General features: G+C 63.5%; 16 protein-coding genes and 1 tRNA gene. 12 read left to right on the forward strand and 5 right to left on the reverse strand.

The features are described from left to right. The first annotated feature begins 161 nt into the window (after positions 1 to 161). Together E1748_RS15275 and E1748_RS15280 are read left to right on the forward strand one after the other, a co-directional pair. Complete coding sequence (locus E1748_RS15275) at positions 162 to 722, forward strand: hypothetical protein (RefSeq protein ID WP_133648048.1); 561 nt, start codon at positions 162 to 164, stop codon at positions 720 to 722. A gap of 254 nt (positions 723 to 976) precedes the next feature. Further along, complete coding sequence (locus tag E1748_RS15280; protein ID WP_133648049.1) at positions 977 to 2,020, forward strand: phytoene/squalene synthase family protein; 1,044 nt, start codon at positions 977 to 979, stop codon at positions 2,018 to 2,020. Positions 2,021 to 2,170: 150 nt separating this feature from the next. On the opposite strand, the gene E1748_RS15285 is transcribed toward E1748_RS15280, so the two are convergent. The 4 genes from E1748_RS15285 to E1748_RS15300 form a co-directional block, all read right to left on the reverse strand. Next, a tRNA-Val gene (locus E1748_RS15285) sits at positions 2,171 to 2,245 on the reverse strand. 48 nt (positions 2,246 to 2,293) lie between these two features. After that, positions 2,294 to 3,031, reverse strand: coding sequence for a DNA polymerase III subunit epsilon (gene dnaQ / locus E1748_RS15290; RefSeq protein ID WP_133648050.1), 738 nt, complete (start codon positions 3,029 to 3,031; stop codon positions 2,294 to 2,296). Positions 3,032 to 3,096: 65 nt separating this feature from the next. Beyond that, positions 3,097 to 3,543 carry a ribonuclease HI gene (gene rnhA, locus E1748_RS15295; RefSeq protein ID WP_133648051.1) on the reverse strand — a complete coding sequence of 149 codons (447 nt, stop codon included), beginning with the start codon at positions 3,541 to 3,543 and terminating at the stop codon, positions 3,097 to 3,099. Next, positions 3,540 to 4,346 (reverse strand): class I SAM-dependent methyltransferase, encoded by an 807-nt coding sequence (locus E1748_RS15300; RefSeq protein WP_133648052.1) that lies wholly within the window; start codon positions 4,344 to 4,346, stop codon positions 3,540 to 3,542. Before E1748_RS15300 ends, rnhA begins: the two co-directional genes overlap by 4 nt. Before the next feature lie 20 nt (positions 4,347 to 4,366). Here E1748_RS15300 and gloB point away from each other — a divergent pair, with 20 nt between their 5' ends. From gloB to E1748_RS15330, 6 genes are all read left to right on the forward strand, one after another. Further along, positions 4,367 to 5,170: a hydroxyacylglutathione hydrolase gene (gloB, locus tag E1748_RS15305; RefSeq protein ID WP_133648053.1), complete on the forward strand. Its 804-nt coding sequence runs from the start codon at positions 4,367 to 4,369 to the stop codon at positions 5,168 to 5,170. 155 nt (positions 5,171 to 5,325) lie between these two features. Further along, positions 5,326 to 7,014 carry a transglycosylase SLT domain-containing protein gene (locus E1748_RS15310; protein WP_133648054.1) on the forward strand — a complete coding sequence of 563 codons (1,689 nt, stop codon included), beginning with the start codon at positions 5,326 to 5,328 and terminating at the stop codon, positions 7,012 to 7,014. A 501-nt stretch (positions 7,015 to 7,515) separates the two neighbouring features. Next, positions 7,516 to 8,670: a glutamine-hydrolyzing carbamoyl-phosphate synthase small subunit gene (carA, locus tag E1748_RS15315; RefSeq protein WP_133648055.1), complete on the forward strand. Its 1,155-nt coding sequence runs from the start codon at positions 7,516 to 7,518 to the stop codon at positions 8,668 to 8,670. A gap of 127 nt (positions 8,671 to 8,797) precedes the next feature. After that, on the forward strand, positions 8,798 to 12,052 hold the full coding sequence (gene carB / locus E1748_RS15320) for a carbamoyl-phosphate synthase large subunit (RefSeq protein ID WP_133648056.1): 3,255 nt from the start codon (positions 8,798 to 8,800) through the stop codon (positions 12,050 to 12,052). A gap of 154 nt (positions 12,053 to 12,206) precedes the next feature. Further along, positions 12,207 to 12,683 carry a transcription elongation factor GreA gene (gene greA / locus E1748_RS15325; RefSeq protein WP_133648057.1) on the forward strand — a complete coding sequence of 159 codons (477 nt, stop codon included), beginning with the start codon at positions 12,207 to 12,209 and terminating at the stop codon, positions 12,681 to 12,683. A 17-nt stretch (positions 12,684 to 12,700) separates the two neighbouring features. Continuing rightward, positions 12,701 to 13,195 (forward strand): DUF4149 domain-containing protein, encoded by a 495-nt coding sequence (locus E1748_RS15330; RefSeq protein ID WP_133649373.1) that lies wholly within the window; start codon positions 12,701 to 12,703, stop codon positions 13,193 to 13,195. 43 nt (positions 13,196 to 13,238) lie between these two features. Here E1748_RS15330 and E1748_RS15335 read toward each other — a convergent pair whose 3' ends face one another. Continuing rightward, positions 13,239 to 13,775, reverse strand: a complete 537-nt coding sequence (locus tag E1748_RS15335; RefSeq protein ID WP_133648058.1) for a YhbY family RNA-binding protein — start codon at positions 13,773 to 13,775, stop codon at positions 13,239 to 13,241. 214 nt (positions 13,776 to 13,989) lie between these two features. Here E1748_RS15335 and E1748_RS15340 point away from each other — a divergent pair, with 214 nt between their 5' ends. From E1748_RS15340 to glmM, 4 genes are all read left to right on the forward strand, one after another. Next, the gene (locus E1748_RS15340) at positions 13,990 to 14,652 is read left to right on the forward strand and encodes an RlmE family RNA methyltransferase (protein ID WP_133648059.1); all 663 of its coding nucleotides are present in this window, start codon (positions 13,990 to 13,992) and stop codon (positions 14,650 to 14,652) included. A 180-nt stretch (positions 14,653 to 14,832) separates the two neighbouring features. After that, positions 14,833 to 16,728, forward strand: a complete 1,896-nt coding sequence (ftsH, locus tag E1748_RS15345; protein ID WP_133648060.1) for an ATP-dependent zinc metalloprotease FtsH — start codon at positions 14,833 to 14,835, stop codon at positions 16,726 to 16,728. A gap of 84 nt (positions 16,729 to 16,812) precedes the next feature. Continuing rightward, entirely contained in the window at positions 16,813 to 17,700 is an 888-nt protein-coding gene (folP, locus tag E1748_RS15350; protein WP_240766631.1) for a dihydropteroate synthase, read from the forward strand. Positions 17,701 to 17,734: 34 nt separating this feature from the next. Further along, positions 17,735 to 19,093, forward strand: coding sequence for a phosphoglucosamine mutase (gene glmM / locus E1748_RS15355; RefSeq protein WP_133648061.1), 1,359 nt, complete (start codon positions 17,735 to 17,737; stop codon positions 19,091 to 19,093). Positions 19,094 to 19,300 lie beyond the last annotated feature (207 nt).

Here is a 19,300-nt window from a genome sequence, read left to right on the forward strand (position 1 = left end):
CCGCAGCCTGCGGTGTCCACTACGAAACGCCTCCTTAATGCATCGCCTGCCGCGTGGTAAACGTGTGTCCGGCGATGACGTCCGCGAGAAGATGACGATCCGCGCGCGCGACATCGTGCATCACCTTCGCGTGAGGTGACCCGATCAGCCGGCAGGCATCGATGCCGGACATCCATCAGGAGGAGAACGTGACGAACAACGGAGTAGAGCGCAAACGCGTGCCCTTTGCATTCATCGTGGTGGGCAGCATGTTTTCGGTCATCGCGATCGTATTGCTGGCGGTAGCGATCTGGACGCTCAAGCATCAGATCAAGGCATCGACACCGTTGATGGCGTTGGTGGCATTCGGCTGGGCATTGCTCGCGATGGTCGTCTCGATGATGTTGTCGCTGCCTGGTGCGCGGCAGCGCTCCGGTCGCACGCGAACGCGCGCAGGAACCGTGACGCTCGCCGATCCTTCGCCGCTGCCCGGTCAGATACGCAGCACGCTCACGGGGCCCGGCGTCGAAGCGACGGGCAGCGCGACGATCACGGTGGGAAGTCGCGTGCCGTCGATCTGGTTGGGCATTGCATCGCTGGGGCTGGTGGTCGTTTCTGTGCTGCTTTATCTGCACGGACGCACGACAGGTATCGGCATTCTGATCGGTCTGATCATGTCGTTCTTCATGATGAGCTGGGCGACCAAGGCGTGGCCGCGACCGCAGGTCGCGGAACCCGAATGAGACTGCGATGTAGAGGCGGCATGCGGTGAAAGGACAGGCCCTCGGCTTTGCATCGGAGGGCCTTGTTCTTTGGGGTTCTCGTATCCGTCAATCCGGCGGTCGCGCTGGGCTCGAACACGTGATCACTTCCATGTTTAAGGCCGAGTGCGATCAGCCGTCATCGCGTGGCGCCCGGACGGCTGCGTTTCATCATTCGCATCGATATCGCCGGATACAATGACGTCCTCTGAAATCCGGACCGACTCGGCCTCTGTATGACCCAAGCTTCCCGCGAGCTTCTGCTCGGCCCGCTGCTGAAAAGAGTATCGCGCTCGTTTTATCTGACGCTTGCCGTGCTGCCTGCCGGCATGCGCGATCCGATTGGCCTGGCTTACCTGCTCGCACGAGCCGCCGATACGATCGCCGACACGTCGCTGCTGCCGCCGGCCCGTCGGCTCGAATGTCTGTTGTCGCTGCGCGAGCAGGTGATGGGTACGCCCGACGAGGCCGCGCTGCGCACGCTCGCGACCGAGGTCGCGGGTCAGCAGACCGATTCCGGCGAGAAGACGCTGCTCGAATCGCTCGGACCGGCGCTCGCGATTCTTGCCCAGTTCGACGAGACGGATCGCGCTGCGGTGCGCGGCATCGTGACGACGTTGAGCAAGGGGATGGAATTCGATCTCGTCACGTTTCCGGATGAGACATCGGGGCAACTGGTTGCATTGCCCGACGATGCCGCGCTTGATCGCTACACCTACATGGTCGCGGGCTGCGTCGGCGAATTCTGGACGACGATGACGGTCGTCCATCAGCCGCGCACGCTGAAGCGCAACGCCGACGAAATGACAGCGCTCGGCATCCGTTTCGGCAAGGCGCTGCAACTGACGAACGTGCTGCGGGACGGCGCGAAGGATCTGCGGATCGGACGCTGCTATCTGCCCGCCGATCGACTTGCTGATGCACGGATCTCGCCGACCGATCTGCTCGGCGAAAACGCATCGCGTATTGCGCGGCCCGTGATGCGCGATCTCGTCCGTATCGCACTCGCGCACTATCGCGCGGCGATCGACTACACGTTTGCGATCCGGCCGACTGCGATGCGGCTGCGCCTCGCGTGTATCTGGCCGATAGCGATCGGTCTGATGACGTTGCGGTTGCTCGTCGCGAACGACGCGTGGCTCGTGCCTGGGCGTGAGTCGAAAGTGCGGCGTGAGGAAATCTATAAGGTCATCGCGTGGTCGGTGCCGCGTTCGTTGTCGAACCGGCTGCTGGGGCGATGGTTTGACCGGTTGATCGGGGAGATTGAGCGAGGGCTTTGATGGTTTTCTTGCGCGGGTTATCGGTTGCGTGCCGGTAGCTCTGCACAGCACAGAAGGCGAATTCCCGGAAAATTCCCGCACAAAGAAAAAGGCCCTCAGACTTTCGTCTGAGGGCCTTTTTTCTTCGGGCTTCCAACGTACCCATGAATCTGGTGGGTAGTACTGGGATCGAACCAGTGACCCCTGCCGTGTGAAGGCAGTGCTCTACCGCTGAGCTAACCACCCGAAGAGCTGCGAATTATGTCAGAGGCTCCAGCCTTCGTAAAGCATTTTTTAAGCCGGCTGTTCATTCGCGGCGGGCTCGGCGGGGACGAGCCGCCACACGCTCGATCCCTTGACTGCCTTGTCGAGACCGTCGAGTACCTCTTGATGCGCGGCAGTCTCGTCCGCGGTCGCGGCGATGACCGGCAGGTCGAGCGCATCGAGTGCGACGCGCGGTGCGTTCGTATCGCTGCGGGTCGTGCTCTCGCCGATCATGTCGATGACGAGACTTTCCTGGCCGCGCGTCATCGCGAGGTACACCTCGGCGAGCAACTCCGAGTCGAGTAGTGCGCCGTGCAATGTGCGGTGCGCGTTGCTGATGCCGAAGCGATCGCACAGTGCGTCGAGCGAATTGCGCTTGCCGGGGAACATCGATTTCGCGCGGACCAGCGTGTCGATCACTTCGCCGCATTGCGTGCCGACCGGCGGCAACCCGAGCAACGCGAACTCCACATCGAGGAAGCCGATGTCGAACGGCGCGTTGTGAATGATCAGCTCGGCACCGGCGATGAAATCGCGCAGCGGTGCGGCGATCTCCGCGAACTTCGGCTTGTCGCTCAGGAACTCGGTGGTCAGGCCGTGCACCGCGAGCGCGCCCGGATCGCTGTCGCGTTCGGGGTTCACGTAGAAGTGCAGGTTGTTACCTGTGAGCCGGCGGTTCACCAGTTCGACGCAGCCGATTTCGATGATGCGGTCGCCGGTGCGTGCATTCAGGCCGGTCGTTTCGGTATCGAGGATGATTTGACGCATGTCGGTCGGTCTAGTCTCTATCGGAAAACGGATGGATGGAGCAGGGCGGCATACCGCTCACAGGCTCACAGTTCGGCAAGCGATGCGACGCCACGGTTCGCGAGTGCATCGGCGCGCTCGTTTTCCGGATGCCCCGCGTGGCCCTTCACCCAGCGCCATTCGATCTCGTGCTGCTGGACGAGCGCGTCGAGCCGTTTCCACAGGTCCACGTTCTTGACCGGCGTCTTCGCCGCGGTCATCCAGTTCTTCTTTTTCCAGCCGTGAATCCACTCGCTGATGCCTTTCTGCACGTACTGCGAATCGGTGTGCACGATCGCGTGACACGGCCGCTTCAACGCTTCGAGCGCGGCGATCACGCCCATCAGTTCCATGCGGTTGTTGGTCGTGCCGGCTTCGCCGCCGAACAGTTCCTTTTCCTGCGTGCCGAAGCGCAGCAGCGCGCCCCATCCGCCGGGCCCGGGGTTTCCCTTGCAGGCGCCGTCGGTGAAAATTTCGATGAGTTCGGATGTCATGTGTTGGGGTTGCGTGTATGCGGTGTCGCGGCTGGCGCGAGGCCTGCCTTCAGAACGGGTTTCTTGACCTTCAACGGACCGACCAGGTGCATGCCGCGCACGCGCTTGATCGCAGTGACCATGTAGGCCGCGCCGAAGATCGGCCACCAGCGGTCGCCCGCGGCTTCCATGAATGCGTAGCGGGACAGCCATTGATCGCTGGCGAGGGGCGGACGATAACAGCCGAAGCGTCCGCGTTCAAGGTCGAAGCCGAGCAACTTGATCCAGTCCTTCAGCCGCGTGAACGCGATCAGGTCGACGGCGGAGGGGACGAACGGCCGGCCGGTCATCTTGCCGACCGACTGCCGCGCGCCCCACAGCGACAGCGAATTAAAGCCGAGGATGATCAGTTGCCCTTCGGGCATCAGCACGCGTTCGGCTTCGCGCAGCAGACGATGCGGGTCGCTCGTGAATTCGAGCGTGTGCGGCATCACGATCAGGTCGACGCTCTGCGCCTCGAACGGCAGGTCGAGCAGATCGCACCACACGGTGCTGCGGCCGGCGGGCGCGGCCGGACCATTCGGCTGCGCACCCGGGACCACGTAGGGCGCGCTCGCGCCGCTCGCCGCATCGAGCACGAGGCCGCGACCCGACATGCGGTTTTCACGTAGCGCATCGAGTTGCGGCAGGCCGAGCTGGAGCGCGTGGTAGCCGAACACGTCGGACACGACGCGGTCGAGTTGCGCCTGCTCCCACGCAAGCACGTAGCGTCCGGGCGGCGAATCGGTCCAGGCGGGCCAGTCTATAATCGGTCGGTCAGACATGTCGAAGAATGCATCGCCCCATGAATACGCTTGAATACGTGCCGGTTCCGGCATTTGAAGACAATTACATCTGGCTCGTGTCGGACGGCGAATCTGCCGTCGTTGTCGATCCGGGCGAAGCCGCTCCGGTTCGCGCCTATCTGGCAAAACGCGGCTGGCGGCTGAGCGCTATTTTACTCACGCACCATCATCGCGACCACGTCGGCGGAGTAGCCGATCTGCTGAACGGCCAGGATCCGTCCGCGCCGCTGCCGGTGTACGGCCCCGCAGGCGAAGCAATCGACCATCTGACGCAGCGTCTCGTGGGCGGCGACCGCGTCCGCATTTCAGCGCCCGCGCTCGAATTCGACGTGCTCGACGTGCCCGGCCACACAAGCGGTCACATCGCGTATTTCCAGGCGGCCGATCCGCGCGGCACGCCGCACGTGTTCTGCGGCGATACGCTGTTCGCGTGCGGTTGCGGACGCCTCTTCGAAGGCACGCCGGTGCAGATGCTCGCGTCGCTCGACGCGCTCGCTGCATTGCCCGGCGCGACCGAAGTGCATTGCGCACACGAGTACACGCTGTCGAACATCCGTTTCGCGCTCGCGTGCGAGCCGGGCAACCGCGAGCTGCAGGCGTGGCGCGATGAAGCGACCGCGCTGCGCGCGCGCAACGTGCCGACGCTGCCCACGACCATCGCGCACGAACGCGCGGTCAATCCGTTTTTGCGCGCCGACAGCGAAGCGATTCACGCGACGCTCGCGGCGCAGCTTCACGAAACGGTGACGGATCGGCTGGGCGCATTCACGTTGATGCGCGAGTGGAAGAACAGGTTCCGCTGACCCGCTCTTCGGTGGGGGCATGCTCACCGAGAAAGTATAAAAAAATCGCCAAGGCCCGGATTTAGCTAGGTTTTTCGTATATTTCCGATTGACGGGGGCGATGCTCTTTCGTACTATCGGCTGCAAATTCCAGTCCTGTGGAAGCCGAGACGTTCATGCGATTTATCCTGAGTGCGTTGCTGGTCCTGATGCTCGCCGCGTGCGCGAGTCAGGGACCGACGACGAGTAATTCCCCCGCCGCTTCCAATCCCGCCGCCCAGCAAGCTGTTGCCGACACCCTCCGCAAGACCGCTACCGCCAAGGAAACGATCAACGTCGATCAAGGCTCCGTCGATCAACTGACGACCGCCGACACCGATCTGTGGGCGCGGATTCGCCGCGGTTTCCAGATGCCCGACCTGCAGAGCGACCTCGTCGACATGCAGGCCAACTGGTACGCGCAACGTCCCGAGTACGTGCAGCGGATGACCGAGCGGTCGCAGAAGTACCTCTATCACATCGTCGAAGAGCTCGAGGCGCGGCACATGCCGACCGAGCTCGCGCTGCTGCCGTTCATCGAATCCGCGTATAACCCGCAGGCGCTGTCGGTCGCGAAGGCGGCCGGCATGTGGCAGTTCGTGCCGGGCACGGGCCGCACCTACAACCTCAAGCAGAACATGTGGCAGGACGAGCGCCGCGACGTGCTCGCATCGACGAGCGCCGCGCTCGACTACCTGTCCCGGCTGCACGACATGTTCGGCGACTGGTACCTCGCACTTGCCGCGTACAACTGGGGCGAGGGCAACGTGCAGCGCGCGATCGCGCGCAACCAGGCCGCCGGCCTGCCGACCGATTACCAAAGCCTGCGCATGCCGGGTGAGACGCGTAACTACGTGCCGAAGCTGCAGGCCGTGAAGAACATCGTGATGAACCCGCAGATGTACGGGCTCACGTTGCCGTCGATTCCGAACCACCCGTACTTCGTCACGGTGACCACGGCGCACGATATCGACGTCGATACAGCCGCGAAGCTCGCGAACATGAGTCTCGACGAATTCCGTTCGCTGAACCCGTCGTTCAAGAAGCCGGTGATTCTCGGTGCGACGCAGCCGCAGATCCTGCTGCCGTTCGATAACGCGAGCGCGTTCGAGCGCAACCTGAAGGCGTTTTCCGGCCAGCTGTCGTCGTGGACCACCTACACGGTGACCGAACGCGCGCGGCCTGCAGCGATCGCCGAAAAGATCGGTGTCGATGCCGACACGCTGATGAGCGTCAACAAGATTCCGGCCGGCATGCGGCTGAAACCGGGTTCGACGATCGTCGTGCCGCGCGGTGACGACGACGCTGATGAAGACATCAGCGCGGACGTCGCCGAAAGCGCGGTGCTCGCGATGGAACCCGACGTACCCGACACGCGCAAGATGCTGATCCGCGTGCGTCGCAAGCAGTCGATGTCGACGCTCGCCGACCGCTATGGCGTGTCGGTGTCGCAACTGAGGGCGTGGAACCGCACGCATCGCGACCTCGTGACGCCGGGGCAGGTGATCGTGCTGCACGTGCCGGTCGGCAAGGTGATGCCGAGCGAGCCGGGACCGCAGCGGCTCGCTACGAATGTGCGCGGCGGCAACGTCGAAAAGATCGGTACGCGTGTGGCAGACACCAAAGACGAACCGCGCTACGATAAGAAGCATGGTCGTGGGCGCTCGGGCGTCGTCAAGGTGGCGGACCCGGTCGGCAAATCCGGCAAGTCTGAGGCCGTCAAGGGCAAGTCGACGGCAACTGCTTCGGGCGCGACCAGCAAGGCGTCGAAGGCCGCGGCAACCAGCCGCCCGAAAACCGCGGCCCACGCGAAGAAGAGCAAGTAAAGCAAAGCGGCTCCCACGGGGGTGACCACATGCGTTGCGGGGGCATCGCATGGAAGTGCGCTCCGATCACACCTCGTTTTTCCAACGCCGTCACATGTGTGACGGCGTTTTCATCTGGGCACCTGGACGGTGCCATGCCGCGGGAGTACGGCATCTTCAGGCAACGTTCAGGCGGCAAGCCCGGCGGCCTTTCCGGCGGATCTCCCCGCAACCTGAGCTATCCTGGATTTGAAGGAAGGGGTGGTTTGAGGCTATAATTCCAAGGTTTGAGCTTATCAACCCGCACCCTAGCGCCTACCGCTCCCATACCGTTCATCCGCCGCGCGCAGTCAACGCCCCGCACCCGCCCGAGCAGCCTTAATCGGCTACATCGCGCCTCTGCGACGTTGGCAGCGGTCAGCGCGAGCGAGCCTGCGCGCGCATCATCCTCGATGCGCTTCGCTGCGGCCCGCACGGTCGGATAGACAGGTCGGCAACAGGGTGTTCCCCAAGGAGCCTCCCGTGTTGCCGTCTTTTTCTCCCGCTCTGCTCGCGCTCGCCGACGGCACGGTCTTTCGTGGCTATTCGATCGGCGCCCCTGGTCACACGATTGGCGAAGTCGTCTTCAATACGGCCATCACCGGCTACCAGGAAGTTCTCACCGACCCCAGCTATGCAAAGCAGATCGTCACGCTGACGTATCCGCATATCGGCAACGTCGGTGTCAACGCTGAAGACGTCGAAGCTACGAAAGTCCATGCCGCCGGCCTCATCATCCGCGACCTGCCGGTTCTCGCGTCGAACTTCCGGATGGAACGCACGCTGTCCGACTATCTCGCCGCCGAAGGCGTGGTCGCGATCGCCGGCATCGACACTCGCCGCCTGACCCGCGTGCTGCGCGACAAGGGTGCGCAGAACGGCGCGATCGTCGCGGGCTCGACCGATGAAGCGAAGGCGATCGAACTCGCGCGCTCGTTCCCGGGTCTCGCCGGGATGGATCTCGCAAAGGTCGTGTCGGCCGACAAGCCGTACGAATGGACCGAGACCGAATGGCGTCTCGGCATCGGCTACGGCAAACAGAACGCACCGAAGTACCGCGTCGTCGCGTTCGACTACGGCGTGAAGCGCAACATCCTGCGCATGCTGGCCGAACGGGGCTGCCACGTCACGGTGCTGCCTGCACAGTCGAGCGCAGCCGATGCACTGGCGCTCGCACCGGACGGCGTGTTCCTGTCGAACGGTCCCGGCGACCCGGAGCCGTGCGACTACGCGATCGCTGCCACGAAGGAATTCATCGAGCGCGGCATTCCGACTTTCGGCATCTGTCTCGGCCACCAGATCATGGGCCTTGCGGTCGGCGCGAAGACGATGAAGATGAAAACCGGCCACCACGGCGCGAACCATCCGGTGAAGGATCTGCGCGACGGGCGTGTCGTGATCACGTCGCAGAACCACGGCTTCGCGGTCGATGCCGATTCGCTGCCGGCCAACGCCCGCGTGACGCACGTGTCGCTGTTCGACGGCACGCTGCAGGGCTTCGAACTGACCGACCGCCCGGCGTTCTGCTTCCAGGGTCACCCGGAAGCCTCGCCCGGTCCGAGCGACGTCGGCTATCTGTTCGACCGCTTCACCGCGGCGATGGATGCGAAGAAGGCCGGCACGGCTTCCGCGGCATAAGCGCCACTCGCGCACAGCACACGGGAGCAGGCGCACGACGCGAAGGGACCAGCCCGGGATTCGATCCGGGACCAGCCCGCGCCGCGCGCCGACAGAAAGAATTCAGGAATAAATTAGCGAGAGCGTTATGCCCAAGCGGACAGACATCAAGAGCATCCTCATCATCGGCGCGGGTCCGATCATCATCGGCCAGGCGTGCGAGTTCGATTATTCGGGCGCGCAGGCATGCAAGGCGCTGCGCGAGGAAGGCTACAAGGTCATCCTCGTCAACAGCAATCCGGCGACGATCATGACCGACCCGAACACGGCCGACGTCACGTACATCGAGCCGATCACGTGGGAAGTGGTCGAACGCATCATCGCGAAGGAGCGCCCCGACGCGATCCTGCCGACGATGGGCGGCCAGACCGCGCTGAACTGCGCGCTCGATCTCCATCACCACGGCGTGCTCGCGAAATACAACGTCGAGCTGATCGGCGCATCGCCGGAAGCGATCGACAAGGCCGAGGACCGTCAGAAGTTCAAGGACGCGATGACGAAGATCGGCCTCGGCTCGGCGAAGTCGGGTGTCGCGCATTCGATGGAAGAGGCGTTGAAGGTGCAGGGAGAGATCGCCGAGTTGACCCAGTCGGGCGGCTATCCGGTGGTGATCCGGCCGTCGTTCACGCTGGGCGGTTCGGGCGGCGGCATCGCGTACAACCGCGAAGAATTCGAAGAGATCTGCAAGCGCGGCCTCGACCTGTCGCCGACGCGCGAACTGCTGATCGAAGAATCGCTGCTCGGCTGGAAAGAGTACGAGATGGAAGTGGTCCGCGACAAAAAGGACAACTGCATCATCGTGTGCTCGATCGAAAACCTCGACCCGATGGGCATCCACACCGGCGATTCGATCACGGTCGCGCCGGCACAGACGCTGACCGACAAGGAATACCAGATCCTGCGTAACGCGTCGCTCGCGGTGCTGCGCGAAATCGGCGTCGACACCGGCGGCTCGAACGTGCAGTTCTCGATCAATCCGAAAGACGGCCGGATGATCGTGATCGAAATGAATCCGCGCGTGTCGCGTTCGTCGGCGCTTGCATCGAAGGCGACCGGCTTCCCGATCGCGAAGGTCGCGGCGAAGCTCGCGTGCGGCTACACGCTGGACGAACTGAAAAACGAAATCACCGGCGGCCAGACGCCGGCGTCGTTCGAACCGACGATCGACTACGTCGTCACGAAGATCCCCCGTTTCGCGTTCGAGAAATTCCGCGAGGCCGATTCGCGCCTCACGACGCAGATGAAGTCGGTCGGCGAAGTGATGGCGATCGGCCGCACGTTCCAGGAGTCGTTCCAGAAAGCGCTGCGCGGTCTCGAAGTGGGCGTCGACGGTCTGGACGAAAAGACGACCAATCGCGACGAGATCATCCGCGAGATCGGCGAAGCGGGTCCGGACCGGATCTGGTACGTCGGCGATGCGTTCCGCGCGGGCATGACGCAGCAGGAAATTTTCGAGGAAACCGCGATCGATCCGTGGTTCCTCGCGCAGATCGAACAGATCGTGTTGAAGGAAAAGGCGCTCGACGGCCGCACGCTGGCGAGCCTGTCGGTGGAAGAACTGCGCTATCTGAAGCAGAGCGGCTTCTCCGATCGTCGTCTCGCGAAGCTGCTCGGCGCGAAACCGGCCGACGTGCGCGCGCGCCGTATCGAGCTGAACGTGCGTCCGGTGTACAAGCGCGTCGACACCTGCGCTGCCGAGTTCGCGACGAAAACCGCGTACATGTACTCGACCTACGAGGAAGAGTGCGAAGCGAACCCGACGAACAACAAGAAGATCATGGTGCTCGGCGGCGGCCCGAACCGGATCGGCCAGGGGATCGAGTTCGACTACTGCTGCGTGCACGCGGCGCTCGCGATGCGCGAAGACGGCTATGAAACGATCATGGTCAACTGCAACCCCGAAACCGTGTCGACCGACTACGACACGTCGGACCGCCTGTACTTCGAATCGCTGACGCTCGAAGACGTGCTCGAAATCGTCGACAAGGAAAAGCCGGTCGGCGTGATCGTGCAGTACGGCGGCCAGACGCCGTTGAAGCTCGCACTCGATCTCGAAGCGAACGGTGTGCCGATCATCGGCACGTCGCCGGACATGATCGACGCAGCCGAAGACCGCGAGCGTTTCCAGAAGCTGTTGCAGGACCTGAACCTGCGCCAGCCGCCGAACCGCACCGCGCGTGCCGAAGACGAAGCACTGAAGCTTGCCGACGAAATCGGCTATCCGCTCGTCGTGCGTCCTTCGTACGTGCTTGGCGGCCGCGCGATGGAAATCGTCCACGAGCCGCGCGATCTCGAACGCTACATGCGCGAGGCCGTGAAGGTATCGAACGATTCGCCGGTGCTGCTCGACCGCTTCCTGAACGATGCGATCGAATGCGATGTCGACTGCATCTCCGATGGCGAAGCGGTGTTCATCGGCGGCGTGATGGAACACATCGAACAGGCAGGCGTCCACTCGGGCGACTCGGCATGTTCGCTGCCGCCGTACTCGCTGTCGCAAGAAACCGTCGCCGAGTTGAAGCGTCAGACGGCCGCGATGGCGAAGGCGCTGAACGTGATCGGCCTGATGAACGTGCAGTTCGCGATCCAGCAGGTGCCGCAGCCGGACGGCTCGAAGGCCGACGTGATCTACGTGCTCGAAGTGAATCCGCGTGCGTCGCGCACGGTGCCGTACGTGTCGAAGGCGACCAGCCTGCCGCTCGCGAAGATCGCGGCGCGCGCGATGGTCGGCCAGACGCTCGAGGCGCAAGGCGTGACGAAGGAAGTCGTGCCGCCGTACTTCAGCGTGAAGGAAGCGGTGTTCCCGTTCGTGAAGTTCCCGGCCGTCGACCCGGTGCTCGGACCCGAGATGCGTTCGACGGGCGAAGTGATGGGCGTCGGCCAGACGTTCGGCGAAGCGCTCTTCAAGTCGCAGCTCGCGGCGGGTTCGCGTTTGCCCGAGTCGGGCACCGTGCTGCTCACCGTGATGGACGCGGACAAGGACAAGGCCGTCGAAGTCGCGCGGATGCTGCACGAACTCGGCTATCCGCTCGTCGCGACGCGCGGCACGGCTGCGGCGATCGAAGCGGCCGGCGTGCCGGTGAAGGTCGTCAACAAGGTGAAGGACGGCCGTCCGCACATCGTCGACATGATCAAGAACGGCGAGATCGCGCTGGTGTTCACGACGGTCGACGAAACGCGCGCGGCGATCGCCGATTCGCGTTCGATCCGCATGAGCGCGCAGGCGAACAAGGTCACGTACTACACGACGATGTCGGGTGCGCGCGCCGCGGTCGAGGGCCTGCGTTACCTGAAGGACCTGGAAGTCTATGATTTACAAGGCCTCCACGCTCGCCTAAACTAAGGCTTCGACAATCTGTCAGATGATGTAAGTGCCGCGGTTAAGCGGCGTCCCTCCACGTGTCGGCCAGTCAGTTTTACTGCAGCCATGGCGCGTCGGGGATGCACTTAACCGCGGTGATTTTTTTTACGGCTGTTTTTTGCCACTAGAGTTGTTTATGAGCACTATTCCCTTGACGAAGCGCGGCGCGGATCAGCTGCGCGACGAACTTCAGCGTCTGAAATCGGTAGAGCGTCCGTCGGTGATCAATTCGATCGCCGAGGCGCGCGCGCAGGGCGACCTGTCCGAAAACGCGGAATACGATGCCGCAAAAGAGAAGCAGGGCTTCATTGAAGGCCGTATTGCGGATATCGAATCGAAGCTGGCTGGCGCGCAGGTCATCGATCCTTCATCGCTCGACGCGGATGGTCGCATCGTGTTCGGCGCGACCGTCGAACTCGAAGACCTCGGTTCCGGCGCAACGGTGACCTATCAGATCGTCGGCGACGACGAAGCGGATCTCGAACATGGCCTCATCTCGGTCAGCTCGCCGATCGCTCGTGCGTTGATCGGTAAATCGGAAGGCGATGTTGCATCGGTGCAGGCACCCAGCGGCGTGCGCGAATACGAGATCATCGCGGTTCGCTACGTTTGAACGCCGTCGTGTCGACCATGCCCCATCGGGTGTTCCGGCTGCTGACCGTGTTGTGGGTCGGCAGCATGCTGACCATCGGTTATGTCGCGGCACCGGTGCTGTTCACGTCGCTCGACCGGATGGCGGCCGGCGCGGTGGCTGCCCAGCTGTTTCGCATCGAAGGGATGACGGGCGCGGTATGCGGTGTCCTGCTGCTCGTGCTCGCCAACCGGCTGGTGCGTCTCGGCGACGACACGTATCGCCGGCTGCGCTGGCTGGTGGCGGGCATGCTGCTGTGTGTGCTGATCGGTTATTTCGCGCTGCAGCCGTTCATGAATGCGCTGCGCATGGACGCGCTCAATGCGGGTGTGGACGTCGGCCACTCGGCCTATGCGACACGCTTCGGTATTCTGCACGGCGTGTCGAGCTTGTTTTATCTGATCGAGAGCCTGCTGGGTCTCGTGCTCGTGTGGAAGCTGCCGGCTGGCGCCGGCATGTTATCCGCAGTGGAGCAGGGGCAGCGCGCGCGTTAGTCGTTAGAAAAGACGCGCGCCGCTCGCTGTGAGTTACTTCGACTTACTTCGACGACTGGTGCTGGCGCTTTGCGCTGGTCTGCCGCTTCTTCGCCCGCTTGATGTTGCCGCCGGCGGTCACGCGTTCGTTGCCGCGCACGACCATCTTTTGCGCTTTCGGACGACGCACCGGGCTATCCGTCGGCTTGACGACCTTCACGACGCGCGGCGCACGGCCCTTGCCGGTTTTCGTTTCGGCGGCAGCGGCTTCGCGTGCGCTCGGCGGCATGGTGCTACGGCGGCCTCGCGTGGCCGGTTCGGGAGCGCCTTCCGGCTTCCAGATCACCAGCAGCTTGCCGATGTGCTGGATCGGCGCGGCCTTCAGGCGGTCGCAGATTTCGTCGTAGATCGCGATCCGTTCTTCGCGTTCGTCGCCGAACACGCGGATCTTGATCAGTTGATGCGCGGCAAGGTGGACCTTGATTTCGGTGAGCACCGCGTCGGTGAGCCCTTCGGCCCCGACGAGCACCACCGGTTTCAGCGCGTGCGCCTGGGAGCGCAACTCGGCGCGTTGATCGGAAGAGACAGTGAGGGCTGGCATGAGGGTATGAAAGACTCGACTAAAATGGCGCCGCTGTGGTCCGGCTGTCTGCGCGACGATGTCGGCAGGAGCGGGTGGAGTGCGTAGCGGGGAAAATCCGAGGGAAAAACCCGGGCCTATGCGCCCGGAACGTCGCCCGGCAGGCGGCAGCCGCGTAAATTAAACGCGTATTATCCGCAAAAGCGCGGCATTACGCAGCAAGAGTTCATCATTAATGGCAAAAAACCGTTTCAACCACTCGTGGCTGCATGACCACATCAACGACCCGTACGTGAAGATGGCGCAGCGGGAAGGCTATCGCGCCCGCGCGGCCTACAAGCTGAAGGAAATCGACGAGCAGGACAAGCTGATCCAGCCCGGCCAGGTGATCGTCGATCTCGGCGCGACCCCCGGCAGCTGGAGTCAGTACGTGCGCAACAAGCTCGCGCTCGGTGCGAAGCGCGACGCGACGCGGGAAGGCGGAATCGACGGCACGGTGATTGCGCTCGACCTGCTGCCGATGGAGCCGATCGCCGACGTCCATTTCATCCTCGGCGATTTCCGCGAAGACAGCGTGCTCGCGCAACTCGAAGAAGTGTTGGGCGAGCGTCCGGTAGACCTTGTAATTTCGGATATGGCGCCCAACCTGTCGGGAGTGGCGATCGCGGACGCCGCGCGTATCGAGCACGTTTGCGATCTCGCGCTGGAATTCTCGCAGAACCACCTGAAGCCAGATGGTGCCCTTTTAGTCAAATGTTTTCACGGCAGCGGGTATAGCCAGATTGTCGAGAAGTTCAAGCAACAATTTAAAACGGTTGCTGCCCGCAAGCCGAAGGCGTCGCGGGATAAATCGTCTGAAACGTTTATTTTAGGTCGGCATTTGAAACGGCCCCGATGACGGGCGCAACTGCGCGGCGCAGGTCCTCCGGAAAGCCCGGAGATGCCCGCCGGAGCCCCGTCGGGCGCTATTTGTGCAGTAGCGATTCGTTATGACAGTCCTCGGCGTACTGGATTAGAATGCCTGAGTGGTGCCGCAAGGCAAATGTAGGCGCCCGTCTATGAGTGAAGGAGTGGTGCTTTGAACAACAACATGTTTTCGAAGGCAGCAGTGTGGCTGGTTATCGCACTGGTGCTGTTTACGGTGTTCAAGCAATTTGACAAGCCCCGTGTCCAGGAAGGCGTTTCGTATTCGCAATTCATGGACGACGCGAAGAACGGCAAGGTCAAGAGCGTCACCGTTCAGGGGCGGAGTCTCACCGTCACTCCCGCTGAAGGCCAGAAGTACCAGATCGTGTCGCCGGGCGACATCTGGATGGTCGGCGACCTGATGAAGTACGGCGTGCAGGTCAGCGGCAAGGCTGATGAAGAACCGAGCCTGCTGGTTTCCGCACTGACCTACCTCGGGCCGACCATTCTGCTCATCGGGTTCTGGTTCTACATGATGCGACAGATGCAGGGGGGCGGGAAAGGCGGCGCGTTCTCGTTCGGCAAATCCCGCGCACGTCTGATCGACGAAAACAACAACGCCATCAATTTCACCGACGTCGCCGGTTGCGACGAAGCCAAGGAAGAAGTGTCCGAACTGGTCGACTTCCTCCGCGATCCGCAAAAATTCCAGAAGCTCGGCGGCCGCATTCCGCGCGGCGTGCTGCTGGTCGGCCCTCCGGGAACCGGCAAGACGCTGCTCGCCCGCGCGATCGCGGGTGAAGCGAAGGTGCCGTTCTTCAGCATCTCGGGTTCCGATTTCGTCGAAATGTTCGTCGGCGTGGGCGCGGCCCGCGTGCGCGACATGTTCGAACAGGCGAAGAAGCACGCACCGTGCATCGTGTTCATCGACGAAATCGACGCGGTCGGCCGTCATCGTGGCGCCGGCATGGGCGGCGGCAACGACGAACGCGAGCAGACGCTGAACCAGATGCTCGTCGAGATGGATGGCTTCGAAGCGAATTCCGGCGTGATCGTGATCGCCGCGACCAACCGTTCGGACGTGCTCGACAAGGCGCTGCTGCGCCCGGGTCGTTTCGACCGTCAGGTCTACGTCGGTCTGCCGGATATCCGCGGCCGCGAACACATCATGAAGGTGCATCTGCGCAAGGTGCCGATTTCGAACGACGTCGATGCAGCCGTGATCGCACGCGGCACGCCGGGTTTCTCGGGCGCGGACCTCGCGAACCTCGTGAACGAAGCGGCATTGTTCGCGGCCCGCCGTGGCAAACGCATCGTTGAAATGACGGATTTCGAAGACGCGAAGGACAAGATCTTCATGGGTCCGGAGCGCAAGTCGGCTGTGATCCGCGAAGAATCGAAGCGTGCGACGGCGTACCACGAGTCGGGCCACGCGGTGATCGCGAAGCTGTTGCCGAAGGCTGACCCGGTGCATAAGGTCACGATCATCCCGCGCGGTCGCGCGCTGGGCGTGACCTGGCAGCTGCCGGAGCACGACAACGAAACGTATTCGAAGGACTACCTGCTTGACCGTCTCGCCATTCTGTTCGGCGGTCGTGCTGCGGAAGAAGTGTTCCTGAACCTGCTCAGCACTGGCGCATCGGACGACTTCAACAAGGCGACCACCACCGCCCGTGCAATGGTTGCGCGTTTCGGCATGACCGATGCGCTTGGACCGATGGTCTACGTCGACGACGAGAACGATGCGTCGCCGTTCGGCCGCGGTTTCACGCGGACGATTTCCGAAGCGACGCAGCAGAAGGTCGATGCTGAAATCCGCCGCGTGCTCGACGAGCAGTATCACCTCGCGCGTCGTTTGCTCGAAGAGAACCGCGACAAGGTCGAAGCGATGACCGCCGCGCTGATGGAGTGGGAAACGATCGACGCCGATCAGATCAACGACATCATGGACGGTCGTCCGCCGCGCTCGCCGAAGACCAGTTCGAGCACGCCGCCGGCTGGCGATGCACCGTCGGGTGGCAGCACGGGAACCGAAGTCAAGTCAGGTAGCGCTACCGCACCGGCCTGACGCGAACCGCCTCAGAGCACGGGCCGGTGTGATACACACCGGCCCGTTTTGCATTCAACCGTCGCTCACCCGTTCGTGCCATTCGTGTCCAACGCCGCTTCATCGTCTTCTGCCGTTCCGGGTCCGCTGCAATGCGGACGCTTCACGCTGTCGTTCGAACGCCCGCTCGTGATGGGCATCCTGAACGTCACGCCCGATTCGTTTTCCGACGGCGGCCGCTATGTTGCGCGCGACGAAGCGCTGCGGCAGGCCGAGCGGATGATGCTCGACGGCGCGGATCTGCTGGACATCGGCGGTGAGTCGACGCGGCCCGGTGCGCCGCCGGTTCCGCTCGACGAAGAACTCGAACGCGTCGTGCCGCTCGTCGAGGCATTGCGTGGCGCGAACGTGCCGCTGTCGATCGATACCTACAAGCCCGACGTGATGCGCGAAGCGCTTGCGGCCGGCGCGGACATGATCAACGACGTGTGGGGCTTCCGGATGTCCGGCGCGATCGACGCCGTGCGCGACAGCGCATGCGGCCTGTGCGTGATGCACATGCTGGGCGAGCCGCGCACGATGCAGCTGGGCGAGCCCGCCTACGAAGACGTGGTAACCGACGTACGCGACTTTCTCGAGGCGCGCGTCACGGCGCTGCGCGAGGCCGGCGTCGCGCAGGCTCGCATCAGCGTCGACCCGGGCTTCGGTTTCGGCAAGACGGTCATCGAACAGAATTACGCATTGCTCGCGCGTCTCACGCAGACCGCGCCGCGCACGACTCCGCCGATGCCGGTGCTCGCCGGGATGTCGCGCAAATCGATGCTAGGTGCCGTCACGGGCCGCGCTGCCGGCGAGCGGCTCGCGGCGAGCGTCGCCGCTGCGGTGTGCGCGGCCGAGCGAGGCGCGGCGATCATCCGTGTGCACGATGTTGCGCAGACCGTCGACGCGTTGAAAGTCTGGAGCGCGATGTGCGACGCGGCGCATCGCGGCTGAACGAACCCTTCAAGCAAGAGAGGAAAGAATCACAATGGCACGTCGCTATTTCGGTACGGATGGGATTCGCGGCAAGGTCGGCGATGCGCCGATCACACCGGATTTCGTGTTGCGGCTCGGCTATGCGGCGGGCAAGGTGCTGGCCGGCGCGGACCGCTGGGCGCGCACCGGTACGCGGCCCACGGTGCTGATCGGCAAGGACACGCGGGTGTCCGGCTACATGCTCGAAGCGGCGCTCGAGTCGGGCTTTTCCGCGGCCGGTGTCGACGTAATGCTGGCTGGTCCGATGCCGACGCCGGGTGTCGCGTACCTGACGCGCGCACTGCGTCTTGCTGCAGGCGTCGTGATCAGCGCGTCGCACAACCCGTACTACGACAACGGCATCAAGTTCTTCTCCGCAGACGGCAACAAGCTGCCCGACGAAGTCGAACTGCAGATCGAAGAGCAGCTGGACCGGCCGCTCGACTGTGCGGCATCGGAACAACTCGGCAAGGCGCGTCGTCTGGATGACGCGGCCGGCCGCTACATCGAGTTCTGCAAGAGCACGTTCCCGGCCGCATTCGATCTGCGGGGGATGAAGCTCGTCGTCGATTGCGCGCACGGTGCTGCATACGACGTCGCACCGAAGGTGTTCCACGAACTCGGCGCGGACGTGATCCCGATCGGCGTCGCACCGAACGGCTTCAACATCAACGACGGCGTCGGCGCGACTGCGCCGGACGCATTGGTCCGCGCGGTGCGTGCGAATCGCGCGGACCTCGGCATCGCGCTCGACGGCGACGCGGACCGCCTGCAGATCGTCGATGCGACCGGCCGTCTCTACAACGGCGACGAGTTGCTGTATGTGCTGGTCAAGGACCGCATCGTCACCGACGGCAAGGTCGACGGCGCAGTCGGCACGCTGATGACCAACATGGCAGTCGAAGTCGCGCTGCAGCGGCTGGGCGTGAAGTTCGTCCGCGCGGCGGTCGGCGACCGCTATGTGCTCGAGCAGTTGCGCGAGCACGGCTGGCAGCTGGGCGCGGAAGGCTCGGGCCACATCCTGTCGCTCGACCGGCATTCGACCGGCGACGGCATCGTGTCGTCGCTGCTCGTGCTCGCAGCCATTCAGCGCGACGGCCACTCGCTCGCGCATCTACTCGACGGCGTGACGCTGTTCCCGCAGAAGCTGATCAACGTCCGGATGAAGCCGGGCGCGGACTGGAAGAGCAGCGATGCGATCCGCAAGGCCATCGCCGAGGCCGAGCGCGCGCTCGACAACCGCGGACGTGTGCTCATCCGCGCGTCGGGCACCGAGCCCGTCCTGCGCGTGATGGTCGAGGCTGAGCGCGAGCGCGACGCAGTCCTGCACGCGGAAACGATCGCGGACGTCGTTAAGCAGGCTACCGCCTAGTTATTCATTCAAACGCAGTCCACACCAAACTGGCGCAGCGGTGCGCGGCATTGTGCCGCACCGCCCGCGCAGCCATCCCTGCGTCGCGCAAACGTTCGCTCCCCGCTTTTCTTCGCCTAATCTCTACCAAAGCGTCGAAAACGCCGCTTCCCTGGCATTTTCCCGATGCGCTTCGCCTTTCACCACCGTAATTAGACTGTCACGTCA

The organism is Paraburkholderia flava, from assembly GCF_004359985.1.
GTDB lineage: Bacteria > Pseudomonadota > Gammaproteobacteria > Burkholderiales > Burkholderiaceae > Paraburkholderia > Paraburkholderia flava.

What these genes read in the sequence shown, in the direction of transcription:
- E1748_RS15275 (WP_133648048.1), top strand. Translation starts at nt 162, where the DNA reads ATGCCGGACATCCATCAGGAGGAGAACGTGACGAACAACGGAGTAGAG.
- E1748_RS15280 (WP_133648049.1), top strand. Translation starts at nt 977, where the DNA reads ATGACCCAAGCTTCCCGCGAGCTTCTGCTCGGCCCGCTGCTGAAAAGA.
- dnaQ (WP_133648050.1), bottom strand. Translation starts at nt 3,031, where the DNA reads ATGCGTCAAATCATCCTCGATACCGAAACGACCGGCCTGAATGCACGC.
- rnhA (WP_133648051.1), bottom strand. Translation starts at nt 3,543, where the DNA reads ATGACATCCGAACTCATCGAAATTTTCACCGACGGCGCCTGCAAGGGA.
- E1748_RS15300 (WP_133648052.1), bottom strand. Translation starts at nt 4,346, where the DNA reads ATGTCTGACCGACCGATTATAGACTGGCCCGCCTGGACCGATTCGCCG.
- gloB (WP_133648053.1), top strand. Translation starts at nt 4,367, where the DNA reads ATGAATACGCTTGAATACGTGCCGGTTCCGGCATTTGAAGACAATTAC.
- E1748_RS15310 (WP_133648054.1), top strand. Translation starts at nt 5,326, where the DNA reads ATGCGATTTATCCTGAGTGCGTTGCTGGTCCTGATGCTCGCCGCGTGC.
- carB (WP_133648056.1), top strand. Translation starts at nt 8,798, where the DNA reads ATGCCCAAGCGGACAGACATCAAGAGCATCCTCATCATCGGCGCGGGT.
- greA (WP_133648057.1), top strand. Translation starts at nt 12,207, where the DNA reads ATGAGCACTATTCCCTTGACGAAGCGCGGCGCGGATCAGCTGCGCGAC.
- E1748_RS15330 (WP_133649373.1), top strand. Translation starts at nt 12,701, where the DNA reads ATGCCCCATCGGGTGTTCCGGCTGCTGACCGTGTTGTGGGTCGGCAGC.
- E1748_RS15335 (WP_133648058.1), bottom strand. Translation starts at nt 13,775, where the DNA reads ATGCCAGCCCTCACTGTCTCTTCCGATCAACGCGCCGAGTTGCGCTCC.
- E1748_RS15340 (WP_133648059.1), top strand. Translation starts at nt 13,990, where the DNA reads ATGGCAAAAAACCGTTTCAACCACTCGTGGCTGCATGACCACATCAAC.
- glmM (WP_133648061.1), top strand. Translation starts at nt 17,735, where the DNA reads ATGGCACGTCGCTATTTCGGTACGGATGGGATTCGCGGCAAGGTCGGC.